This is a genomic window from Limimaricola hongkongensis DSM 17492 (genome assembly GCF_000600975.2).
GTDB classification, from domain to species: Bacteria; Pseudomonadota; Alphaproteobacteria; order Rhodobacterales; family Rhodobacteraceae; genus Limimaricola; species Limimaricola hongkongensis.
Genome location: NZ_KK088650.1, coordinates 104,991 through 124,869, shown reverse-complemented (window position 1 = coordinate 124,869; position 19,879 = coordinate 104,991). Strand labels below are relative to the sequence as shown.

Sequence of the window (19,879 nt, the reverse complement as noted above, 5' to 3'; positions counted from 1 at the left end):
CCGAGACACGAAGGATGAGACCATGTCGCGCCGTTGCGAACTGACCGGAAAAGGCCCGATGACTGGCAACAATGTCAGCCACGCCAACAACAAGACCCGCCGCCGCTTCCTGCCGAACCTGCAGGATGTGACGCTGCTGTCCGACGCTCTGGGCCGGGGCTTCAAGTTCCGCGTCTCGTCGCACGCGCTGCGCTCGGTCGATCACCGTGGCGGTCTCGACGCCTTCCTCGCCAAGGCGAAGGAAGAGGATCTCTCGGCCGCCGCGCTGAAGGTCAAGAAAGAGCTCGCGAAGGCCGCTTCGGCGACCGCCTGATCCCTCGGGGACCGCGAATGCAAGGCCCGGCCCTCGATCGAGGCGCCGGGCCTTTTCGCGTCTTCCCTTCACCATTCCCCAAATACGCCGGGGGAGTCGCCGCAGGCGACGGGGGCAGCGCCCCCTGCCCGGCCTGACGAGGGCGCGCCATGACCCGACTGCCGATCGACGACGCGATCCCCGACCTGCTCTCGGCGCTGGAGCGCGACGGGCAGGCGGTGCTGATGGCGCCGCCCGGCGCGGGCAAGACGACGCGGGTGCCGCTGGCGCTGCTCGACCGCATCCCCGGCCGGATCGTGATGCTGGAGCCGCGCCGGCTCGCCGCGCGGGCGGCGGCGCAGCGCATGGCGGCGACATTGGGCGAAAAGCCCGGCGGCACCGTGGGGTTTCGCATCCGTGGCGAGGCGAAGGTGTCGAAGGCGACCCGGATCGAGGTCGTGACCGAGGGCATCCTGACCCGGATGGTGCAATCCGACCCCGAACTGCCGGGCATCGGCGCGGTGATCTTCGACGAGTTTCACGAACGCTCGCTCAACGCCGATCTCGGGCTGGCGCTGTGTCTCGAAATCCGGGCGGCGCTGCGCGAGGACCTGGTGCTCGTGGCGATGTCGGCGACGCTCGACGCGCAGCCGGTCGCCGACCTGATGGGCGCGCCGGTGGTCGTCTCCGAAGGCCGCAGCTTCCCGGTGGAGACGCGCTGGCTCGACCGTCCGCTCGCGCCGCGCGCGCGGCTGGAGGCCGAGACGGCGGCGCTGGTCGAACGCGCGGCCCGCGAGAATGACGGCTCGATTCTCGTGTTTCTGCCCGGCGAGGGCGAAATCCGGCGCGTGCAATCGGCGCTGGAGGGGCGGCTGGGCTGCCCGGTCCTGCCGCTCTACGGTGCGCTGCCCCCGGCGCGGCAGGCCGAGGCGCTGGAGCCGGGCGCGGGCCGCCGCGTGGTGCTGGCCACCGCCATTGCCGAGACCTCGCTCACCATCCCCGACATCCGCGTCGTGGTCGACGCCGGAAAGGCACGGCGGGCGCGGTTCGATCCCGGATCGGGCATGTCGCGGCTGGTCACCGAAAAGGTGACGCGCGCCGAGGCCGCGCAGCGCGCGGGCCGCGCGGGCCGGGTCGCGCCGGGCGTGGCCTACCGGCTCTGGACCCGCGGCGAGGACGGCGCGCTTTCGGCCTTTCCCGACCCCGAGATCGCCAGCGCCGATCTCGGGCCGCTGGCGCTGGAGCTGGCGCAATGGGGGGCGCAGGACCTGCCTTTCCTGACGCCGCCCCCTGCCCCGGCGCTGGCCGAGGCGCAGAGCCTGCTGCGCGATCTGGGCGCGCTCGACCAGGCGGGTTCGATCACCGCGCATGGCCGCCGTCTCGCGGCGCTGCCGCTGCATCCGCGGCTTGGGCACATGCTCGAGGTGGCGGGCGCGCAGGCCGCGCCATTGGCCGCGCTGATGGGCGAGCGCGACCCGCTGCGCGGCGCGGGCTGCGACCTGGGCCACAGGCTCGCCGCCATCGCCGGGCGCCGCGACCTGCCGGGTGCCCCGGACATGGGCGCGCTGGCCCGCATCCGCGACGAGGCGAAACGCCTGTCGCGGGGCCGCCCGCAGGGCCCCGCCCTGTCGCCCGGCGCGATGGCCGCGCTGGCCTATCCCGACCGGATCGGGCTGCGCCGTCCGGGCGACGATCCGCGCTGGCTCTTGTCGGGCGGGCGCGGCGCGGCGATGGCGGGCGCGGACGCGCTGGCGGGCGCGCGGCTGATCGTGGCGACGGACCTGTCGAATGACGTGCCCGAGGCGAAGATCCGGCTCGCCGCGCGGATCGAGGAAGCCGAGTTGCGCGATCTCTTCGGCGACCGGATCGAGGAGGTCGCCGCCTGCGCATGGTCGAAGCGCGACAACCGGGTGGTGGCGCGGCTGCAGGAGCGGCTGGGCGCGATCGCGCTCAGCGACCGGATCTGGCGCGACGCGCCCGAAGAGCAGGTGGCGGCCGCCATGCTCGACGGGGTGCGCCAGCTCGGGCTGCGCCCCTCGCCCGCCGCCGAACGGTTCCGCGCGCGCGTCATGCTGGTGCGCGCGGGCGGCGCGGATCTGCCGGACCTGTCGGACGCCGCGCTGATGGAGACGCTCGAAGACTGGCTTTTGCCGTTTCTCGGCGGCGTCAGGAATGCTGCCGACTGGAAGGGCTTCGACCTTCTCGGCCCGTGGCGGGCGATGCTCGACTGGGGGCAGACGCAGCTTCTGGACCGCGAGGCGCCGCCCGCCTTCACCACGCCGCTGGGGCGCAAGGTGCCGATCGATTACGACAGCCAGCCGCCCGAGATCGCGCTGCGGCTGCAGGAGCTGTTCGGCGTGACCCACCACCCGAGCGTGGGCGGCACCGCGCTCAAGCTCACGCTGCTGTCGCCGGCGGGCCGCCCGGTGCAGGTGACCGACGATCTGCCGGGCTTCTGGGCCAGCTCCTATGCGGATGTGCGCCGCGACATGCGCGGCCGCTACCCGCGCCACCCCTGGCCCGAAGACCCGACCGAAGCCGCGCCGACGCTGCGCGCCAAGCCGCGCGGCACCTGACCGCGCGCCGCGCTACAGCGCGCGGGCATAGTGCAAGAGCGGCAGCGGCGCGCCGTGCAGCTCGGCCTGCGGCAGCGCCTGCCCGGTGCGCTCGAAGCCATTGGCCTCCAGCACCCGGATCGAGGCGGCGTGCCCCGCCGCCACCTTCGCCTCCAGCCGGTCGAGCCCGATCTCGCGCGCCACGTGGATCGCCGCCCCCAGCGCCGCGCGCGCCAGGCCGCGCCCGGCATGGTCGGGGCCGATCCGGTAGCCCACCTCGGCCCGCCGCCCGCCGGGCCCGTCGGTGATGCCGGTCAGGTTGACCCGGCCCATGATCATGCCCTCCGGCGCCCGCACGAGAAAGAAGCGCGCCTTTTCGGCCTCCGGCCCCTCCAGCATCTCGCGCAGGATCCCGCGCAGCGTGCCGGGGTCGAAATAGCCCGCCGGGCGCGGCGGCACGCGCCGTTCGAACCAGTCGCGGCTCGCCAGCTCGAAGGCCGACAGCGCCTCGGCGTCGTCGACCTCGAGCGGCACGAGGCGAAAGGCGGGCGTCACGCGCCCAGGCACCAGCGCATCACCGCCTTTTGCGCATGCAGCCGGTTCTCGGCCTCGTCGAAGATCACCGAAGCGGGGCCGTCCATCACCTCGCTTGTCGCCTCGTCGTCGCGATGCGCGGGCAGGCAATGCATGAACAGCGCGTCGGGCTTGGCCCGGCCCATCAGCTCGGCGTTGACCTGGTAGCCGCGCAGCTGGTTGTGGCGCCGCTCCTTGGCGGATTGCGGGTCGTGCATCGACACCCATGTGTCGGTGACGACGAGATCGGCGCCCTCGACCGCGGCCATCGGGTCGCGGATGATCTCGATATTGGCGCCCGCGGCGCGCGCGGCCTCCATGATCTCGGGCTCGGGGTCGAGCGGCTTGGGCCCGGTGAAGACCAGGTCGAAGCCGAACTGCGCGCTCGCATGGGCAAAGCTGGCGAAGACGTTGTTGCCGTCGCCCGACCAGACCACCTTGCGGCCCTTGATCGGGCCGCGATGCTCCTCGAAAGTCATGATGTCGGCCATGATCTGGCACGGGTGGGTGCGGTTGGTCAGACCGTTGATCACCGGCACGGTGGCGTTCTCGGCCATTTCGATCAGGGTCTGCTCCTCGAAGGTGCGGATCATGATGAGATCGACATAGCGCGACAGCACGCGGGCCGTGTCGGCGATGGTCTCGCCATGGCCGAGCTGCATGTCGGCGCCCGACAGCACCATGGTCTCGCCGCCCATCTGCCGCACGCCGACATCGAAGCTCACCCGCGTGCGGGTCGAGGGCTTTTCGAAGATCAGCGCGACCATCCGCCCCTCGAGCGGGGTCTCGTCGTCGCGCATGCCGCGCGGGCGGCCCTGCCGCGCGTCCTTCATGGCGCGGGCATGGTCGATCATCTGGCGCAGATCGGCGGTGGGCGTGGGCAGGATGTCGAGAAAATGGGTCATGTCAGTCTTTCGGATCGAATGGCGGAGAGGGGGCAGCCCCGCGCCGCTGGCGCGGCTTCCCCCGGCGTGTGTGAGGCATGGTGAAATCATGCCGGACCCAGCGTCATCAGCCGGATCGGCGTGCCGTCTTCGCAAGGCAGGATCGCCTCGCCCGTGAAACCGGCCCGCAGATAGGCGGCGATGGCGCGGGCGTTGTCGGGTGACGGGTCCACCGCCACCAGCGGCGCCCCCGCCGCCATCAGCTGCAACGCCCGCTCGCGCAAAAAGGCCGCGCCGTGGCCGCGGCCCAGATAGGCGGGGTCGCCCAGAAACATGTCCATGCCGCGCGCGCCCTTGGGCAGATGCGCGTAATGCGGCATGTCGTAGAAATGCGCCTCGTAATCCTGCACATAGGCGAAGGGGTGCCCTTCATGCTCGACGATGCGCATGTCGGTGCCGGTGTTGCCGGTGGTCCAGTCGTTTTCGATCTCGGCCCATTCGGTCGCGGCGTCGCCCCACCAGCCGCCGATATGCGGCTCGGCCAGCCAGCGGTCGAACAGCCGCCGGTCCGAGGCGACCAGCGGCCTGAAGCGGTACCTACCCGGCATCGGACCCGACCCGCGCCGCCGCCCGGTCGAGCCGGGACAGCGCCTCGTCGATCTCCGAGGCGGTGATGTTCAAGGGCGGCAGAAGCCGCACCACGTTGTCGGCGGCAGGCACGGTGAGCACGGCTTCGCCGTACCCCGCCTGCACCAGATCGGCGGGCGCGCCCTTGCATTTCAGCCCCAGCATCAGCCCCGTGCCGCGCACGCTCTCGAACACCTGCGGGTGCGAGGCGACGAGGCTTTCGAGGCCCTGGCGCAGCTGGCCCGACCGGGCGCGCACGGCTTCAAGGAAGCCTTCGTCAGAGACGATCTCCATCACCTTCGCGCCGACCGCGCAGGCCAGCGGGTTGCCGCCATAGGTGGAGCCATGCGTGCCCGCCGTCATCGGCGCGGCGGCCTTTTCGGTCGCCAGCACCGCGCCAAGGGGAAAGCCGCCGCCGATGCCCTTGGCGACCATCATGATGTCGGGCGCGATGCCCGCCCATTCATGCGCGAACAGCTTGCCGGTCCGGCCCATGCCGCATTGCACCTCGTCGAAGATCAGCAGCGTGCCGGTCTCGTCGCAGATCTCGCGCAGGCCCTTCAGGCAGTGATCCGGCACCGGGCGGATGCCGCCTTCGCCCTGCACCGGCTCGATCAGGATCGCGCCGACATCCGGTTGCGCGGCGGCGGCGCGCAGCGCGTCGTGATCGCCCCAAGGCAGCTGGGTGAAGCCCGGCAGCAGCGGCCCGAAGCCATGGGTCATCTTTTCCGTGCCGACCGCGGCGATCGCCGCCGAGGAGCGACCATGAAAGGCGCCCTCGAAGGTCAGGATGCGGGTCCGCTCGGGCTGGCCGTGATCGTGCCAGTAGCGGCGCGCCATCTTCACGGCGAGCTCCATCGCCTCGGTGCCCGAATTGGTGAAGAAGCAGGTGTCGGCGAAGGTGGCCTCGACCAGCGCATCGGCGAGCCGCTGCTGCGCCGGGATGCGGTAGAGGTTGGAGACGTGCCACAGCGCCCCCGCCTGCGTCGTCAGCGCGTCCACGAGATCGGGGTTGGCATGGCCCAGCGCGTTGACCGCGATGCCCGCGCCGAGATCGAGATATCGCCGCCCGTCCTCGGCCTCCAGCCAGACGCCCTCACCCTTGATGAAGGCGAGGTCCGCACGGTTGTAGGTCGGCAGGATCGAGGAGATCATGGCAATGGTCCTGTAAGAGGCCCCGTTGGTGCCGCAGCGGCAAGGGCGAGTCAATTGTCGGGTGGGGGCATGACGCGATTGGCCGCGCCGCGAAGCGAATTGGGGCTTCAGCGTCGGCGTCGGGGCGCGGAATATGCGGCGATCTGCGTCATCATGGCGACGTTAGGCGGCGAAATCGGGGATGGAAAGCGCAAAATCGCGCGGCCCGCGCCGGGGCGTGCTAGCGTCGGCGCAAAAGCACGGGGGACGGCATGGAAACGGATCTGGCGATCCGGGCGCGCGGATTGCGGCGCGCCTTCGGAAACCTCAAGGCGGTGGACGGCATCGATCTCGACGTGCCGCGCGGCATGATCTTCGCGATCCTCGGGCCGAACGGCGCGGGCAAGACGACATTGCTGCGCATGCTCGCCACGCTGACCCGGCCCGATGACGGCACGGCGCAGGTGATGGGCCACGATCTCGCGCGCCACCCCGAACGGGTGCGCGCCGCCATCGCCATGACCGGGCAGTTCGCTTCGCTCGACGAAGACCTGACCGGGCACGAGAACCTCGTCATGCTGGCGCGGCTGTGGGGCTTTGGCTGGCGCGCGGGGCGCGGACGCGCCGCCGAGCTGCTCGCCGCCTTCGATCTTTCGGATGCCGCGAAGAAGCAGGTGAAGGATTATTCGGGCGGCATGCGCCGCAGGCTCGACATCGCCGCCTCGCTGATCGTGACACCCGGCGTGCTGTTTCTCGACGAGCCGACCACCGGGCTCGACCCGTCGGCGCGCGCGGGCGTCTGGCGGCTCATCCGCGGGCTCGCCGCCGAAGGCGTGACGATCCTGCTCACCACCCAGTATCTCGAGGAGGCCGACCAGCTGGCGGGCCGGATCGCGGTGATCGACCATGGCCGCAAGATCGCCGAAGGCACCAGCCGCGAGCTGAAGGCGCAGACCGGCTCGGGCATGCTGCATGTCACGCCGCTCGATCCGGGCAACCGCCAGATCGCGCTCGGCCTTCTGGGCGAGGCGGCGCAGTCCGACCCCGAGGGCGGGCGGATCTCGGTGCCGGTGGCCGACGATGCCGAGGCCTCGGCGCATCTGGCCCGGCTGGCGGAGGCGAATATCCGGCTGGCGGAGTTTTCTCTCGGCGCGCCCAGCCTCGACGAGGTGTTCTTTGCCCTGACGGGCCGGGAGGCGGCATGAGCATCCCCCTGCCCCGCGGCCCGCGCCCCGCCGCCCCCTCGCCCGCCTCGACGGCGCTGACCTTCGCGTGGCGCGCGGTGCTGAAGTTCCGGCACGTGCCCGAGCAGCTGTTCGATCTGGTGATGACGCCGATCATGTTCACGCTGCTGTTCACCTTCATCTTCGGCGGCGCGCTGGCGGGGTCGTCGACCGCCTACCTGCAATGGTTCATTCCCGGCATTCTCGTGCAGACGACGGTGTTCAACACGGTCTATTCCGGCATGGGGCTGTCGACCGACCTGTCCAAGGGGCTGTTCGACCGGTTCCGTAGCCTGCCGATCTGGTCGCTGGCGCCCTTTGCCGGGCTGATGGCGGGCGACATGCTGCGCCACACCATCGCGGGCGCGATCATCCTCGGGATCGGGCTGGGCCTTGGCTACCGGCCCGAGGCGGGGCTTTCGGGCATTCTCGGCTCGTGGCTGCTGCTGATGGCGGTGGGGTTCGGCTGGGGCTGGATCTTCATCGTGCTGGGGCTGGTGCTGCGCACGCCGATGACGGTGATGACGCTCGGCTTCGCGGTGCTGTTCCCGGTCACCTTCGCGTCGAACATCATGGTCGACCCGGCGACCATGCCCGGCTGGCTGCAGGCCTTCGTGGCGGTGAACCCGATTTCGAGCATGACCACGGCGATGCGGTCGCTGATGGCGGGCACGGCCGCGTTGCCCGAGATCGGCCTCGCGCTCTTGTCGCCCGCCCTGCTGACGCTGGCGCTGGCGCCCTTGGTGCTCTGGCTCTACCGGCGCAAATAGCGCCGCCAGCGCAGCAGGCCCGTGGGACATGGCGCGACCGGGGTGAAGCTGTTGCGCTCCAGCACCCGGATCGAGGCGGCGTTGCCCGGATCGGTCCGGGCGGTCAGCGCCGCCAGCCCCCGCGCGGTCGCCAGATCGCAAAACGCCGCCACCGCGCGCCCCGCGAGCCCGCGCCCGCGCTGCGCGGGCGAGACGGCATAGCCGAACTCGGCCAGCCCGCGGGAATCGGGGAGCTTGGGCACCACGAAGCCGACCAGCAGGTCGTCCTCCACGATCAGGCAGGCGCCCCAGCCCTGCGCCGCGCGCAGATCCTCGCAGCGCCGCGCCAGCAGCATCGCCACCGGCGCCGTCACCAGACCCGGTTCGGGCAGAAACAGCCCCTGCGGCGGCAGCCCGACCGCCAGACGCTCGAAATCGGCGGGAACGGCGGCGCGCAGCAGGCTCACGGCTTGAGCCGGTAGCCGCGTTCGAGCCAGGTCCAGGCAAAGCCGAGGATCGCCGCGCAGGAGACCAGCATCACCGCGAGGCCCAGAAAGGGCGAGCCGTCGGAGACGCCGATCATGCCGTAGCGCGCGCCGTCGATCAGGTAGAAGAACGGGTTGATCCGGCTCAGGGTCTGCATCACGCCCGGCAGCGCCTCGATCGAGTAGAAGGTGCCCGACAGGAAGGCCAGCGGCGTCACGAGGAAATTGGTGATCGCGGCGAGCTGGTCGAATTTCTGCGCGTAGATCCCCGCGATCAGCCCCAGCGCCCCCATGAAGACCGAGCCCAGAAGCCAGAAGGTCAGCGCCCAGAGCGGATGCGCCAGACCCACGCCGAGAAAGATCCACACGCCCAGCGCGATCACCACAGCGACGATCAGCCCGCGCGCCACCGCGCCCGCGACATAGCCCGCCAGCATCTCGGCCGAGGACAAGGGCGCCATCAGCGTGTCGACGATGTTGCCCTGCACCTTGGCCGAGGCCAGCGACGACGAGGTGTTGGCGAAGGCCTGCTGGATCACCGTCATCATCAACAGGCCGGGCGCGAGGAAATGCAGGAATTCCACCCCCATCACGTCGCCGCGGCGCGGGCCGATCGCGATGGTGAAGATGAGAAGGAACAACGCCGCGTTGATCAGCGGCGCCATCACCGTCTGCGCCCAGACGTTGAGAAAGCGGCGGGTTTCGCGATGCGCCAGCGTCGCGGTGCCCAGGCTGTTGAACCGGCCGAAACGGCGGAGTCCCTGATCTGTGTCGATGCTCATGTTGTGCGCCTCCTGCGGTCGGGGTTGTAGCCGCCATGCGGTCGGTGACAAGGCCGGTGCGGCGCAGATGATCGCATCGCGACGCGCGGTGCGGGTTGAACTGCGGCGTCTGGCCGGGTAAATCGGCACGTCGCAACTGAAACGGCGGGCCACCGCCCAACCGATCGGAGGCATTGCATGTCCTGGACCGACGAGCGCGTCGAAACGCTCAAGAGAATGTGGAACGAGGGCCAGTCGGCGAGCCAGATCGCCAAGGAGCTCGGCGGCGTGACGCGCAACGCCGTGATCGGCAAGGTGCATCGCCTCGGCCTGTCGAACCGCACCGGCGTGGCGCCGCAGCCCGCCCCCGCCGCCCCGCAGGCGGCGCCCGCCCCGGCCCAGCCGGCGGCGCCCGCCGCCGCACGGCCCGAACCCGCCGCCGCGCCCGAAGCCGCCAAGCCCGCGGAGGAGGACGACAGCCCGATCCCGATGAGCGCCGCGCGCCGCGCCATCATCCCCGCCGGCCAGCCGCTGCCGCCGCAGCCCTCGGCCAACGAGATCAGCCCCGAGGCGCTCGCCAAGGTTTCCGAGGTGGAAAAGGGCGCCAAGAAGCTGACGCTGATGGAGCTGACCGAAAAGACCTGCAAATGGCCGGTGGGCGATCCCGCCACCGACAATTTCTGGTTCTGCGGCCTGCCGACGCAATCGGGCAAGCCCTATTGCGAGGCGCATGTCGGCGTCGCCTTCCAGCCGATGAGCTCGCGCCGCGATCGCCGCCGCTGAGCCGATCTTCAAGGAACGACCCGAAGGGGGCCGCCACCGCGCGGCCCCCTTTTTCGTGGCCGCCCCCGCCTGTCGACGGCGCCGCGGCGGAGAAAGGCCAAAGTTGCGAATTATTCGCAATCCAGTTGACTTCTTGCGAATGGTTCGCATCTTATGCCCGCGAAGGTTCACATCACCCGGAGACCCACATGCGCATCCTGCCCCTTCTCGCCCTCGGCACATCGCTGCTGGCCCTGCCCGCCGCCGCCGATGACAAGATCAAGGTGGCGACGAGCTTCACCGTGATCGCCGACATGGCGCGCAACGTCGCGGGCGAGGCCGCCGAGGTGGTGTCGATCACCAAGCCCGGCGCGGAGATCCACAACTACCAGCCGACCCCGCGCGACATCCTGGGCGTGCGCGACGCCGATCTCGTGCTGTGGAACGGCCTGAACCTCGAATTGTGGTTCGAGCAGTTTCTCGACAATGCGGGCGAGCGGCCCGCCGCCGTCATCTCGGACGGGATCGAGCCGATCTCGATCTCGGGCGGCGATTACGACGGCAAGCCGAACCCGCATGCCTGGATGAGCCCCGACAACGCCGTGATCTATGTCGACAACATCCGCGAGGCGCTGAGCGAGGCGGACCCGGACAACGCCGCGACCTACGCCGCCAACGCCGATGCCTACAAGCAGCAGATCGCCGCGATGATCGCGCCGCTCAAGGCCGAGATCGAGCGCGTGCCCGAGGAAAAGCGCTGGCTCGTTTCCTGCGAGGGGGCCTTCAGCTATCTCGCCCGCGACCTGGGGCTCAGCGAGCTGTTCTTGTGGCCGATGAACGCCGATGCCACCGGCACGCCGCAGCAGGTGCGCCGGGTGATCGACGGGGTGCGCGAGCACGACATTCCGGCGGTGTTCTGCGAAAGCACGGTCAACACCGACCCGGCGAAACAGGTCGCCCGCGAAACCGGCGCCAGCTATGGCGGCGAGCTCTACGTCGATTCGCTGTCCGAGGAAGGCGGCCCGGTGCCGAGCTATCTCGACCTTCTGCGCGTCACCACCGAAACCGTCGCGCGCGGCCTGAACGGGGGCGAATGATGGATGCCCGCGCCTTTCCCGAACATGCGCAGGCCACGGGCGCGGGGCTGACCGCGGACGGGGTCACCGTCTCCTACCGCAACGGCGTCACGGCGCTGCGCGAGGCGAGCTTTGCCCTGCCGGTCGGCACGATCTCGGCGCTGGTGGGTGTCAACGGCGCGGGCAAATCCACCCTGTTCAAGGCGATCATGGGGTTTCTGCCGCTGGCCAGGGGGTCGATCTCGATCCTCGGCCAGCCGGTGAAGCGGGCGCTGAAATCCGGCCTCGTCGCCTATGTGCCGCAGGCCGAGGAGGTCGACTGGTCCTTTCCGGTGCTGGTCGAGGACGTGGTGATGATGGGCCGCTACGGGCGCATGGGCTTTCTGCGCCGCCCGCGCGCGGCCGACCACGAGGCCGTCTCGGCGGCGCTGGAGCGGGTCAACATGACCGCCTTTCGCCACCGCCAGATCGGCGAGTTGTCGGGCGGCCAGCGCAAGCGCGTCTTTCTCGCCCGCGCGCTGGCGCAGGACGGGCGGGTGATCCTTCTGGACGAGCCCTTCACCGGCGTCGACGTGGCCACCGAGGAAGCGATCATCCGGCTTTTGCGCGAATTGCGCGACGAGGGCCGGGTGATGCTGGTCTCGACCCATAATCTCGGGAGCGTGCCGGAGTTCTGCGACCGCACCGTGCTCGTGAAGGGCACGGTTCTGGCGCATGGGCCGACGCGCGACGTGTTCACGCGGGACAATCTGGAGCACGCCTTCGGCGGCGTGCTGCGGCATTTCGTGCTGGGCGGGGCGGAGCTGCACCAGGACGAGGATGCGCGCAAGCTGCGGATCCTGTCGGACGACGAACGCCCGCTGGTGTTCTACGACGACCAGCACCGCTCGGGGGGCGGCGGCCGATGATCGAGGCACTGCTGCTCCCCTTCACCTATGGCTACATGCTCAACGCGATGTGGGTCTCCGCGCTGGTCGGCGCGGTCTGCGCGTTCCTGTCGGCCTATCTCATGCTCAAGGGCTGGTCGCTGATCGGCGACGCGCTGTCGCACTCCATCGTGCCGGGCGTCGCCGGCGCCTACATGCTCGGCCTGCCCTTCGCGCTGGGCGCGTTCCTGTCGGGCGGTCTGGCCGCGGGCGCGATGCTGTTTCTCAACCAGCGCACGGGGCTGAAGGAAGACACCGTCATCGGGCTGATCTTCACCGGCTTCTTCGGGCTGGGGCTGTTCATGGTCTCGGTCTCGCCCACGCCGGTGGACGTGCAGACCATCATCTTGGGCAACATCCTTGCCATCACGCCCGAGGACACGCTCCAGCTCGCCATCATCGGCGCGGTCTGCATGGTGGTGCTGCTCTTGAAGTGGAAGGACCTGATGGTCGCCTTCTTCGACGAAACCCATGCCCGCTCGGTCGGGCTGCGGCCCGGCCTGCTGCGCTTCGTGTTCTTCGTGCTGTTGTCGGCGGCCTGCGTCGCGGCCCTGCAGACGGTGGGCGCGTTTCTGGTGATCGCGATGGTGGTGACGCCCGGCGCCACCGCCTATCTTCTCACCGACCGCTTCCCGCGGCTGATCGCCATCGCGGTCGCGCTGGGCAGCGTCACCAGCTTTCTCGGGGCCTATATCTCCTTCTTTCTCGACGGCGCCACGGGCGGCGTGATCATCTCGCTGCAGACGCTGATCTTCCTTTTGGCCTTCGTCTTTGCGCCCAAGCATGGCTGGCTCGCAGCAAAGGCCCGCGCGAGGGCGGCGCTATGAACGAGCTTCTGCTTCCCTTCCAGCTCGACTTCATGCGCGACGCCTTCGTGATCGCCGGGCTGATCGCGGTGCCCTGCGCGCTTCTGTCGTGTTTCCTGGTGCTCAAGGGCTGGTCGCTGATGGGCGACGCGGTGAGCCACGCGGTGCTGCCCGGCGTGGTGCTGGCCTATATCCTGAACATCCCGCTGCTGATCGGCGCCTTTGTCGCGGGCATGTCCTGCGCGCTCGCCACCGGGTTTCTGACCGATCACAGCCGGATCAAGCAGGACACGGTGATGGGCGTGGTCTTCTCGGGCATGTTCGGGATCGGCCTCGTGCTCTACACCTGGATCGAGAGCGAGGTGCATCTCGACCACATCCTGTTCGGCAACATGCTCGGCATCGATGCGACCGACCTGTGGACCGCCGGAATCGTCGGCGGGCTGGTCAGCCTTGCGCTGATGGCGCGCTGGCGCGACCTGATGCTGCACGCCTTCGATCCGGGACAGGCGCGGGCGCTTGGGATGCCGGTGGGGCTGTTTCATTACGGGCTGCTGGGGCTCTTGTCGCTGACCATCGTCAGCACGCTCTCGGCGGTGGGCATCATCCTCGCCATCGGGCTTCTGATCGCGCCGGGCGCCATCGCCTTTCTCGTCACCCGCCGCTTCGGCGCGATGCTCATGGTCGCCGTGGCGGTGACGCTGGTGGCGAGCTGGGGCGGGGTCTATGCCAGCTTCTGGATCGACAGCGCGCCGGCGCCGACGATCATCCTCGGGCTGACGCTGATCTTCATCATGGCCTTTGTCTGGAAGTCGATCACGATCCGCCGGGCCGAGAACGGGAGGGCTTCCCAGACGGGCTGAGAGCGATTAGATCGCGCGGATGCAGAATCCTCCCGATCTCCGTCCCGACCTCGCCCCCAAGGCGCGCTTCAACGATGTCGCCCGTCCCGGCCAGCCGACCATCGGCATGGTGTCGCTCGGCTGCCCCAAGGCGCTGGTCGACAGCGAACGCATCCTGACCCGGCTCAGGGCCGAGGGCTACGCGATCAGCCCCGACTATGCCGGGGCCGACGCGGTGATCGTCAACACCTGCGGCTTTCTCGACAGCGCCAAGGCCGAAAGCCTCGACGCGATCGGCGAGGCATTGAACGAGAACGGCAAGGTGATCGTCACCGGCTGCCTCGGGGCCGAGCCCGATTACATCACCGGCGCGCATCCACGCGTGCTCGCCGTCACCGGCCCGCATCAATACGAGCAGGTGCTCGACGCGGTGCATGGCGCGGTGCCGCCCGCGCCCGATCCCTTCGTGGATCTGCTGCCGGCGCGCGGCATCTCGCTCACGCCGCGGCATTTCAGCTACCTGAAGATCTCCGAGGGCTGCAATCACAAGTGCAAGTTCTGCATCATCCCCGACATGCGCGGGCGGCTTCAGTCGCGCCCCGCCCATGCGGTGATGCGCGAGGCGGAAAAGCTCGTCGAGGCGGGGGTGCGCGAGCTGCTGGTGATCTCCCAGGACACGAGCGCCTACGGGCTCGACATCCGCCACGCCGAGGATCGCGGGCACCGCGCCCACATCACCGATCTGGCGCGCGATCTGGGCTCGCTCGGGGCCTGGGTGCGGCTGCACTACGTCTACCCCTACCCGCATGTGCGCGACCTGATCCCGCTGATGGCCGATCCGAACTCCGGCCTGCTGCCCTATCTCGACATCCCGTTCCAGCACGGGCACCCGGACGTGCTCAAGCGCATGGCGCGGCCGGCGGCGTCCGCAAAGACGCTCGACGAGATCGCGGCGTGGCGGTCGATGGCGCCCGACATCACGCTGCGCTCGACCTTCATCGTCGGCTACCCCGGCGAGACCGAGGCCGAGTTCGACTACATGCTCGACTGGCTCGACGAGGCGCAGCTCGACCGGGTCGGCTGCTTCAAATACGAGAACGTCGCCGGTGCCCGTTCGAACGACCTGCCCGATCACGTGCCCGAAGAGGTCAAGCAGGAGCGCTGGGAACGGTTCATGCAGAAGGCGCAGGCGATTTCCGAGGCCAAGCTCGCCGCCAAGGTCGGCCAGCACCTGCAGGTGATCGTCGACGAGGTCGACGAGGAAGCCGCGACCTGCCGCACCATGGCCGACGCGCCGGAGATCGACGGCAACCTGTTCATCGATGACGGCCACGACATCCTCAAGCCCGGCGACATGCTCACCGTCGAGGTGGACGAGGCGGATGAATACGACCTCTGGGGCCGCATGGTCGGGAGTTGATCGCATGTGACGCCGGGGCGGTGTTGCCGCCCGGCGTCGCGCGCTAGATCGACGACAAATGGCGGCTGGCCGCGATCGCACCCAAGGGGCATGATCGTACGGGTGGCGCCCCGATGGAGACCCGGACCAGATGCAGACCCCGCAGGCGCGCCCGCTCGACGACGCCCAAAGACGGCTTCAGGCCGTGTTGAACAACGCCTCCGTCTCGATCTTCCTGATGGATGACCGGCAACGCTGCGTCTACATGAACCGCGCCGCCGAGAAGCTGACGGGCTGGTCGCTCGACGAGGTCATGGCGCTCGACCGGCCGCTGCACGACATCATCCACCACACCTATCCCGATGGCCGCCCCTTTCCGCTGCACGAATGCGCCATCGACCGCGCCTTTCCCGAATACAACCAGACGCAGGGCGAAGAGGTCTTCGTGCATCGCGACGGGCATTTCTATCCCGTCGGCTTCACCGCCAGCCCGATCCGCGACGAGGAAAGCCAGACCATCGGCACCATCATCGAGGTGCGCGACATCTCCGAGGAGAAGCGCGCGCAGGAACGCCAGAGGCTGCTGGTCAACGAGCTGAACCACCGGGTGAAGAACACGCTGGCGACGGTGCAATCGATTGCGTGGCAGAGCTTCAAGAGCAGCGACGCCTCGACCTTCGAGCGGTTCTCGGGGCGGCTGACGACGCTGTCGCGGGCGCATAACGTGCTGACCGAAACCGCGTGGGCGCGCGCGCCGCTGCGCGTCATCGCCGACGCCGTGGCGGCGGAGATCGCCCCCGAGCGGGTCGTCGTGAACGGCCCCGATCTCGACATCCACCCCAAGGCGGCGGTCAGCCTGTCGATGGCGATGCACGAGCTGGGCGTCAACGCCCTCGCCCATGGCGCGCTGAGCCGGCCCGAGGGCGAGGTGACGCTGGCCTGGACCGCCGCCCCCGCCGATGAAGGCCGCACCGCGCTCGTGCTGGAATGGACCGAGCACGGCGGACCGCGCGTCGCCGAGCCCACGTGCAAGGGCTTCGGGCTGCGGCTGATCGAGCGGCAGGTCGCGATGGAGTTCGGCGGCACGGCCAGGGTGGAGTTCCGCCCCGAGGGGCTGCATTGCCGGATCGAGATGCTGCTGCCGCAGCTGCCCGACCCGGTGGTGCTCGACCCGGCGCCCGGAGCCGCGCATGGATGAAACGCTTCAGGGCATCCGGGTGCTGTTCGTCGAGGATGAAAGCCTCGTCGCGATGCTGGGCGAGGACGTGCTCAGCGAGGCGGGCTGCGAGGTCACGGTGGCGATGCGGCTGAGCGAAGCGTTGCGGGCGGCCGAGGAGATCGCCTTCGACGTGGCGATCCTCGACGTCAATCTCGGCAATGAAACCAGCTACCCGGTGGCCGAGCGGCTGGCGCGCGACAACACGCCGTTCATCTTCGCCACGGGCTATGCGGCGGCGGGGCTGCCGGGCGCCTTCGCGGCGCATCGCTGCGTGCAAAAACCCTATGATCCCGACCAGCTTCTCGCCGCGGCGCGGGCGGCGCTGCGCGGCTGAAACGCGCGGGGGCCCGCTCCTGCGGGCCCCTTCACGCCATGGTCGAAAATGTATCGCGGCCGCCCCACGGGGGGGCGATCGCGCACACGGTCAGCCCGCCATCTGCCGCGCCGCGTCGAGCACGCTGGGCTCTTGGTGATACGGGCAGGCCACGCGGTGCCCGTCGCCCAGATCGACCATGCGCGGCGGCCGCTCGGCGCAATCGGGATGCGCCTTGGGGCAACGGGTGCGGAACACGCAGCCCGAAGGCGGGCTGAGCGGCGAGGGCAGCTCGCCGCCGAGCACCGGGCGCTGGCGCTGGCGCTCCAGCACCGGGTCGGGGATCGGAACGGAGGCGATCAGCGCCTGCGTGTAGGGGTGCTCGGGGTTGGTGGTCAGCGCCTTGGATTTCGCCACTTCCATCACCCGGCCCAGATACATCACCACGATCCGGTCGGAGACGTGCTTCACCACGCTGAGGTCATGCGCGATGAAGATCATCGCCAGCCCCATGTCGCGCTGCAGCTCCTTCAGAAGGTTCACCACCTGCGCCTGCACGCTGACGTCGAGCGCCGAGACCGGCTCGTCGCAGATCAGGAGCTTGGGCTTGAGAATCAGCGCGCGGGCGATGCCGATGCGCTGGCACTGGCCGCCCGAGAATTCATGCGGGTAGCGGTTCACGAGGTTGGGCAGCAGGCCCACCCGCTCCATCAGCTCGGCCACCCGGCGGCGGACCTCCTTGCGCGGGGTCTTGGGCTCGTGCGTGACCAGCGGCTCGGCGATGATGTCGCCCACGGTCATGCGCGGGTTGAGCGCAGCCAGAGGGTCCTGGAACACCATCTGCACGTCCTTGCGGTGCACCCGGCGCTGCCGGTCGGACATGGAGGCGAGGTCCTGCCCCTCGAATTCGATCCGCCCACCGGTGGAGGGGATCGTGCCGACGATGGCGCGCGCCAGGGTCGATTTGCCCGAGCCGCTTTCGCCCACCACGCCAAGGCTTTCGCCCGGCGCGAGATCGAAGCTGATGCCGCCCACGGCGTGCAGCTTGTTCGACGGCGTCCAGGGCCAGGCGCCGCGCGGGCGGATGTCGAAGGCGACGCGCAGGTCGTCGACCCGCAGGATCGGTTTTTTCGATCGCGCCGGTGGGCTGCGCGGGGGCGTGCGCCCCCCCGTCGGCGGCAACGGGCGCGTCCTTGTGCGCGACGTCCGAAGGCGCCGGCGATGGCGGGGTCGCGACAGGGGTACCCGAGGCGGGCGGTGCCGCGGGGAGCGGGTCGCCCGCCTCGTCGCGGCCCCTGGCCTTGGTGAACTTGTCGTTCTTGGGATCGGTGGGATCGGTCATCATTTCACCTCCGCAACGGGGGCATGGCAGGCGCGGCGCAGCGCCGGGAAGCCATCGGCGGGCACCAGCTCGGGGCGCACCGTCGGGCACGGCCCATGCGCAAAGCTGCAACGCGGCGTGAAGGGGCAGCCCTTGGGCAGGCTCGACATGTCCGGCGGCTCGCCCGCGATGGTCGACAGCGTCTCGTCGTCGCGGTCGATTCGCGGCACGGCGCGCAAAAGCCCCAGCGTGTAGGGATGGGTCGGCCGCTCGAACAGCTGCTCGGTCGGGCCCTTTTCCATGATCTGGCCGCCATACATGACGAGCGTGCGCTCGCAGGTGTCGGCGACGATGCCGAGATCATGGGTGATCAGGATGATCGCGGTGCCGAATTCCTGCCGGATCTCGGCCATCAGCTCCATGATCTGCGCCTGCACCGTCACGTCGAGCGCGGTGGTCGGCTCGTCGGCGATCAGAAGCCGCGGCTGGCACAGCAGCGCCATGGCGATCATGATCCGCTGCCGCATGCCCCCCGAAAACTCGTGCGGGAACATGGTGATGCGGTTCTTGGCGTCGGGGATCTTCACCGCGTCGAGCATCTTGGTGGCCTCGTCGATGGCCGCCTTCTTGCTCAGCCCCTTGTGCAGGGTCAGCACCTCGGCCATCTGCTCGGAGATCCGCATATACGGGTTGAGCGAGGTCATCGGGTCCTGGAAGATCATGCCGATCTCCTCGGAGCGGACCCGGTTCAGCTCCTTTTGCTTGAGTTCCAGCAGGTTGCGCCCGTCATAGCGGATCTGCCCCGTGGCGCGGCCATTGCGCGCCAGAAGGCCCATCGCGGCAAAGGCGGTCTGGCTCTTGCCCGAGCCGCTTTCGCCGACGATGGCGAGCGTTTCGCCCTCCTCGATGGAGAAGTTCACGCCGTTGACGGCGTTCACCTCGCCGTCGCCGGTGGTGAAGGTGACGCGGAGGTCTTCGATGTCGAGCAGTGCCATCAGCGATCCTTGGGGTCGAGTGCGTCACGCAGGCCATCGCCTACGAAGAAGAAGGCGAAGAGCGTGATCACGAAGAAGAAGAGCGGGAAGGCCAGCTGCCAGATCACCCCGTACTGCATGTTGCTCGCGCCGTTCGAGATCAGCGCGCCGAGCGAGGTGTTCGGCTCCTGGATGCCGAGGCCGAGGAAGCTGATGAAGCTTTCGGTGATGATCATCTGCGGCACCAGAAGCGTGGCATAGACGATCACCAGGCCCAGAAGGTTCGGCACGATGTGGCGCAGGATGATGGTCATCGGCCGCACGCCGGTGGCGACCGCCGCCTCGACGAATTCCTTGCCCTTGATGGTCAGCGTCTGGCCGCGCGCGATGCGCGACATGTCGAGCCACGAGATCAGGCCGATGCCGATGAACAGCATCAGGATCGAGCGGCCGAAGATGACCAGCATCAGGATCAGCACGAACATGTACGGCACCGACATCAGGATATCGACGCTGCGCATCATCGCGCCGTCGGTGCGCCCGCCGGTATAGCCCGCGATCGCGCCGTAGAGCGTGCCGACGATCACCGCGACGCCGGCGCCGACGATGCCGACCAGCAGCGAGATCCGCGTGCCCTGCACGGTGCGCGCGTAAAGATCGCGGCCCGAGCTGTCGGTGCCGAAATAATGGCCCGTCTCGAAGGATGGCACGCCTTGCGAAGCGTTGGCGCCGATCAGCGAGAAATCGACGTAATCGGGTTCGTATTGCGCGAGGAACCCGCCGAAGAAGGCGAAGATGCAGATCAGCACCAGCGCCACGAGACCGGCCACGGCGGCGCGGTTGCGCATGAAACGCTGGCGCGCGTCCTTCCACAGCGAGCGGCCCTTGACGTCGGCGGCGGCCTGCGCGGCGAGCAGGCGGTCGGCGGTGTCGGGATCGGGATTGAGCGACATGGGAC

21 protein-coding genes are annotated in these 19,879 nt (G+C 69.4%); 12 read left to right on the top strand and 9 right to left on the bottom strand.

Annotated features, from left to right (window positions below):
* Window positions 1-22: 22 nt before the first annotated feature.
* On the top strand, window positions 23-313 hold the full coding sequence (gene rpmB / locus LOKHON_RS05270) for a 50S ribosomal protein L28 (RefSeq protein ID WP_017928213.1): 291 nt from the start codon (window positions 23-25) through the stop codon (window positions 311-313).
* 149 nt (window positions 314-462) lie between these two features.
* On the top strand, window positions 463-2,868 hold the full coding sequence (gene hrpB / locus LOKHON_RS05265) for an ATP-dependent helicase HrpB (RefSeq protein WP_017928212.1): 2,406 nt from the start codon (window positions 463-465) through the stop codon (window positions 2,866-2,868).
* 12 nt (window positions 2,869-2,880) lie between these two features.
* On the opposite strand, the gene LOKHON_RS05260 is transcribed toward hrpB, so the two are convergent.
* From LOKHON_RS05260 to LOKHON_RS05245, 4 genes are all read right to left on the bottom strand, one after another.
* Window positions 2,881-3,402, bottom strand: coding sequence for a GNAT family N-acetyltransferase (locus LOKHON_RS05260; protein WP_051059644.1), 522 nt, complete (start codon window positions 3,400-3,402; stop codon window positions 2,881-2,883).
* A complete protein-coding gene (gene argF / locus LOKHON_RS05255) occupies window positions 3,399-4,325 on the bottom strand; it encodes an ornithine carbamoyltransferase (protein WP_017928210.1) in 927 nt (308 codons plus the stop codon). Before argF ends, LOKHON_RS05260 begins: the two co-directional genes overlap by 4 nt.
* A gap of 86 nt (window positions 4,326-4,411) precedes the next feature.
* Window positions 4,412-4,912, bottom strand: a complete 501-nt coding sequence (locus LOKHON_RS05250) for a GNAT family N-acetyltransferase (RefSeq protein ID WP_017928209.1) — start codon at window positions 4,910-4,912, stop codon at window positions 4,412-4,414.
* A complete protein-coding gene (locus LOKHON_RS05245) occupies window positions 4,902-6,086 on the bottom strand; it encodes an aspartate aminotransferase family protein (protein ID WP_017928208.1) in 1,185 nt (394 codons plus the stop codon). Before LOKHON_RS05245 ends, LOKHON_RS05250 begins: the two co-directional genes overlap by 11 nt.
* Before the next feature lie 251 nt (window positions 6,087-6,337).
* On the opposite strand from LOKHON_RS05245, the gene LOKHON_RS05240 reads away from it, so the two are divergent.
* Both LOKHON_RS05240 and LOKHON_RS05235 read left to right on the top strand, forming a co-directional pair.
* Window positions 6,338-7,270: a daunorubicin resistance protein DrrA family ABC transporter ATP-binding protein gene (locus LOKHON_RS05240; RefSeq protein WP_017928207.1), complete on the top strand. Its 933-nt coding sequence runs from the start codon at window positions 6,338-6,340 to the stop codon at window positions 7,268-7,270.
* Window positions 7,267-8,058, top strand: a complete 792-nt coding sequence (locus tag LOKHON_RS05235; RefSeq protein WP_017928206.1) for an ABC transporter permease — start codon at window positions 7,267-7,269, stop codon at window positions 8,056-8,058. Before LOKHON_RS05240 ends, LOKHON_RS05235 begins: the two co-directional genes overlap by 4 nt.
* Here LOKHON_RS05235 and LOKHON_RS05230 read toward each other — a convergent pair.
* Together LOKHON_RS05230 and LOKHON_RS05225 are read right to left on the bottom strand one after the other, a co-directional pair.
* Complete coding sequence (locus LOKHON_RS05230; RefSeq protein ID WP_017928205.1) at window positions 8,043-8,504, bottom strand: GNAT family N-acetyltransferase; 462 nt, start codon at window positions 8,502-8,504, stop codon at window positions 8,043-8,045. The two genes, LOKHON_RS05235 and LOKHON_RS05230, sit on opposite strands and share 16 nt — an antisense overlap.
* Complete coding sequence (locus LOKHON_RS05225) at window positions 8,501-9,304, bottom strand: ABC transporter permease (protein WP_017928204.1); 804 nt, start codon at window positions 9,302-9,304, stop codon at window positions 8,501-8,503. The genes LOKHON_RS05230 and LOKHON_RS05225 overlap by 4 nt, the downstream gene beginning before the upstream one ends.
* A 177-nt stretch (window positions 9,305-9,481) precedes the next feature.
* On the opposite strand from LOKHON_RS05225, the gene LOKHON_RS05220 reads away from it, so the two are divergent.
* The 8 genes from LOKHON_RS05220 to LOKHON_RS05185 all read left to right on the top strand — a co-directional run bounded on the left by LOKHON_RS05220 (window position 9,482) and on the right by LOKHON_RS05185 (window position 16,647).
* Window positions 9,482-10,066, top strand: a complete 585-nt coding sequence (locus LOKHON_RS05220; protein ID WP_017928203.1) for a GcrA family cell cycle regulator — start codon at window positions 9,482-9,484, stop codon at window positions 10,064-10,066.
* Window positions 10,067-10,254: 188 nt separating this feature from the next.
* Entirely contained in the window at window positions 10,255-11,142 is an 888-nt protein-coding gene (locus tag LOKHON_RS05215; protein ID WP_017928202.1) for a metal ABC transporter substrate-binding protein, read from the top strand.
* The gene (locus LOKHON_RS05210) at window positions 11,142-12,029 is read left to right on the top strand and encodes a manganese/iron ABC transporter ATP-binding protein (protein WP_017928201.1); all 888 of its coding nucleotides are present in this window, start codon (window positions 11,142-11,144) and stop codon (window positions 12,027-12,029) included. Before LOKHON_RS05215 ends, LOKHON_RS05210 begins: the two co-directional genes overlap by 1 nt.
* The gene (locus LOKHON_RS05205) at window positions 12,026-12,874 is read left to right on the top strand and encodes a metal ABC transporter permease (protein ID WP_017928200.1); all 849 of its coding nucleotides are present in this window, start codon (window positions 12,026-12,028) and stop codon (window positions 12,872-12,874) included. Before LOKHON_RS05210 ends, LOKHON_RS05205 begins: the two co-directional genes overlap by 4 nt.
* A complete protein-coding gene (locus LOKHON_RS05200; protein ID WP_017928199.1) occupies window positions 12,871-13,716 on the top strand; it encodes a metal ABC transporter permease in 846 nt (281 codons plus the stop codon). Before LOKHON_RS05205 ends, LOKHON_RS05200 begins: the two co-directional genes overlap by 4 nt.
* A gap of 19 nt (window positions 13,717-13,735) precedes the next feature.
* The gene (rimO, locus tag LOKHON_RS05195; protein WP_017928198.1) at window positions 13,736-15,115 is read left to right on the top strand and encodes a 30S ribosomal protein S12 methylthiotransferase RimO; all 1,380 of its coding nucleotides are present in this window, start codon (window positions 13,736-13,738) and stop codon (window positions 15,113-15,115) included.
* Between the two features lie 130 nt (window positions 15,116-15,245).
* Window positions 15,246-16,292 carry a sensor histidine kinase gene (locus LOKHON_RS05190; RefSeq protein ID WP_017928197.1) on the top strand — a complete coding sequence of 349 codons (1,047 nt, stop codon included), beginning with the start codon at window positions 15,246-15,248 and terminating at the stop codon, window positions 16,290-16,292.
* Window positions 16,285-16,647 (top strand): response regulator, encoded by a 363-nt coding sequence (locus tag LOKHON_RS05185; protein ID WP_017928196.1) that lies wholly within the window; start codon window positions 16,285-16,287, stop codon window positions 16,645-16,647. The genes LOKHON_RS05190 and LOKHON_RS05185 overlap by 8 nt, the downstream gene beginning before the upstream one ends.
* A 90-nt stretch (window positions 16,648-16,737) precedes the next feature.
* On the opposite strand, the gene LOKHON_RS05180 is transcribed toward LOKHON_RS05185, so the two are convergent.
* The 3 genes from LOKHON_RS05180 to LOKHON_RS05170 form a co-directional block, all read right to left on the bottom strand.
* The gene (locus LOKHON_RS05180) at window positions 16,738-17,808 is read right to left on the bottom strand and encodes an oligopeptide/dipeptide ABC transporter ATP-binding protein (RefSeq protein WP_051585581.1); all 1,071 of its coding nucleotides are present in this window, start codon (window positions 17,806-17,808) and stop codon (window positions 16,738-16,740) included.
* Between the two features lie 159 nt (window positions 17,809-17,967).
* Window positions 17,968-18,942 carry an oligopeptide/dipeptide ABC transporter ATP-binding protein gene (locus LOKHON_RS05175; RefSeq protein ID WP_017928194.1) on the bottom strand — a complete coding sequence of 325 codons (975 nt, stop codon included), beginning with the start codon at window positions 18,940-18,942 and terminating at the stop codon, window positions 17,968-17,970.
* Complete coding sequence (locus tag LOKHON_RS05170) at window positions 18,942-19,874, bottom strand: ABC transporter permease subunit (RefSeq protein WP_017928193.1); 933 nt, start codon at window positions 19,872-19,874, stop codon at window positions 18,942-18,944. The genes LOKHON_RS05175 and LOKHON_RS05170 overlap by 1 nt, the downstream gene beginning before the upstream one ends.
* Window positions 19,875-19,879 lie beyond the last annotated feature (5 nt).

What these genes read in the sequence shown, in the direction of transcription:
- rpmB (WP_017928213.1), top strand. Translation starts at nt 23, where the DNA reads ATGTCGCGCCGTTGCGAACTGACCGGAAAAGGCCCGATGACTGGCAAC.
- hrpB (WP_017928212.1), top strand. Translation starts at nt 463, where the DNA reads ATGACCCGACTGCCGATCGACGACGCGATCCCCGACCTGCTCTCGGCG.
- argF (WP_017928210.1), bottom strand. Translation starts at nt 4,325, where the DNA reads ATGACCCATTTTCTCGACATCCTGCCCACGCCCACCGCCGATCTGCGC.
- LOKHON_RS05250 (WP_017928209.1), bottom strand. Translation starts at nt 4,912, where the DNA reads ATGCCGGGTAGGTACCGCTTCAGGCCGCTGGTCGCCTCGGACCGGCGG.
- LOKHON_RS05245 (WP_017928208.1), bottom strand. Translation starts at nt 6,086, where the DNA reads ATGATCTCCTCGATCCTGCCGACCTACAACCGTGCGGACCTCGCCTTC.
- LOKHON_RS05240 (WP_017928207.1), top strand. Translation starts at nt 6,338, where the DNA reads ATGGAAACGGATCTGGCGATCCGGGCGCGCGGATTGCGGCGCGCCTTC.
- LOKHON_RS05235 (WP_017928206.1), top strand. Translation starts at nt 7,267, where the DNA reads ATGAGCATCCCCCTGCCCCGCGGCCCGCGCCCCGCCGCCCCCTCGCCC.
- LOKHON_RS05225 (WP_017928204.1), bottom strand. Translation starts at nt 9,304, where the DNA reads ATGAGCATCGACACAGATCAGGGACTCCGCCGTTTCGGCCGGTTCAAC.
- LOKHON_RS05220 (WP_017928203.1), top strand. Translation starts at nt 9,482, where the DNA reads ATGTCCTGGACCGACGAGCGCGTCGAAACGCTCAAGAGAATGTGGAAC.
- LOKHON_RS05215 (WP_017928202.1), top strand. Translation starts at nt 10,255, where the DNA reads ATGCGCATCCTGCCCCTTCTCGCCCTCGGCACATCGCTGCTGGCCCTG.
- LOKHON_RS05210 (WP_017928201.1), top strand. Translation starts at nt 11,142, where the DNA reads ATGGATGCCCGCGCCTTTCCCGAACATGCGCAGGCCACGGGCGCGGGG.
- LOKHON_RS05205 (WP_017928200.1), top strand. Translation starts at nt 12,026, where the DNA reads ATGATCGAGGCACTGCTGCTCCCCTTCACCTATGGCTACATGCTCAAC.
- LOKHON_RS05200 (WP_017928199.1), top strand. Translation starts at nt 12,871, where the DNA reads ATGAACGAGCTTCTGCTTCCCTTCCAGCTCGACTTCATGCGCGACGCC.
- rimO (WP_017928198.1), top strand. Translation starts at nt 13,736, where the DNA reads ATGCAGAATCCTCCCGATCTCCGTCCCGACCTCGCCCCCAAGGCGCGC.
- LOKHON_RS05190 (WP_017928197.1), top strand. Translation starts at nt 15,246, where the DNA reads ATGCAGACCCCGCAGGCGCGCCCGCTCGACGACGCCCAAAGACGGCTT.
- LOKHON_RS05185 (WP_017928196.1), top strand. Translation starts at nt 16,285, where the DNA reads ATGGATGAAACGCTTCAGGGCATCCGGGTGCTGTTCGTCGAGGATGAA.
- LOKHON_RS05175 (WP_017928194.1), bottom strand. Translation starts at nt 18,942, where the DNA reads ATGGCACTGCTCGACATCGAAGACCTCCGCGTCACCTTCACCACCGGC.
- LOKHON_RS05170 (WP_017928193.1), bottom strand. Translation starts at nt 19,874, where the DNA reads ATGTCGCTCAATCCCGATCCCGACACCGCCGACCGCCTGCTCGCCGCG.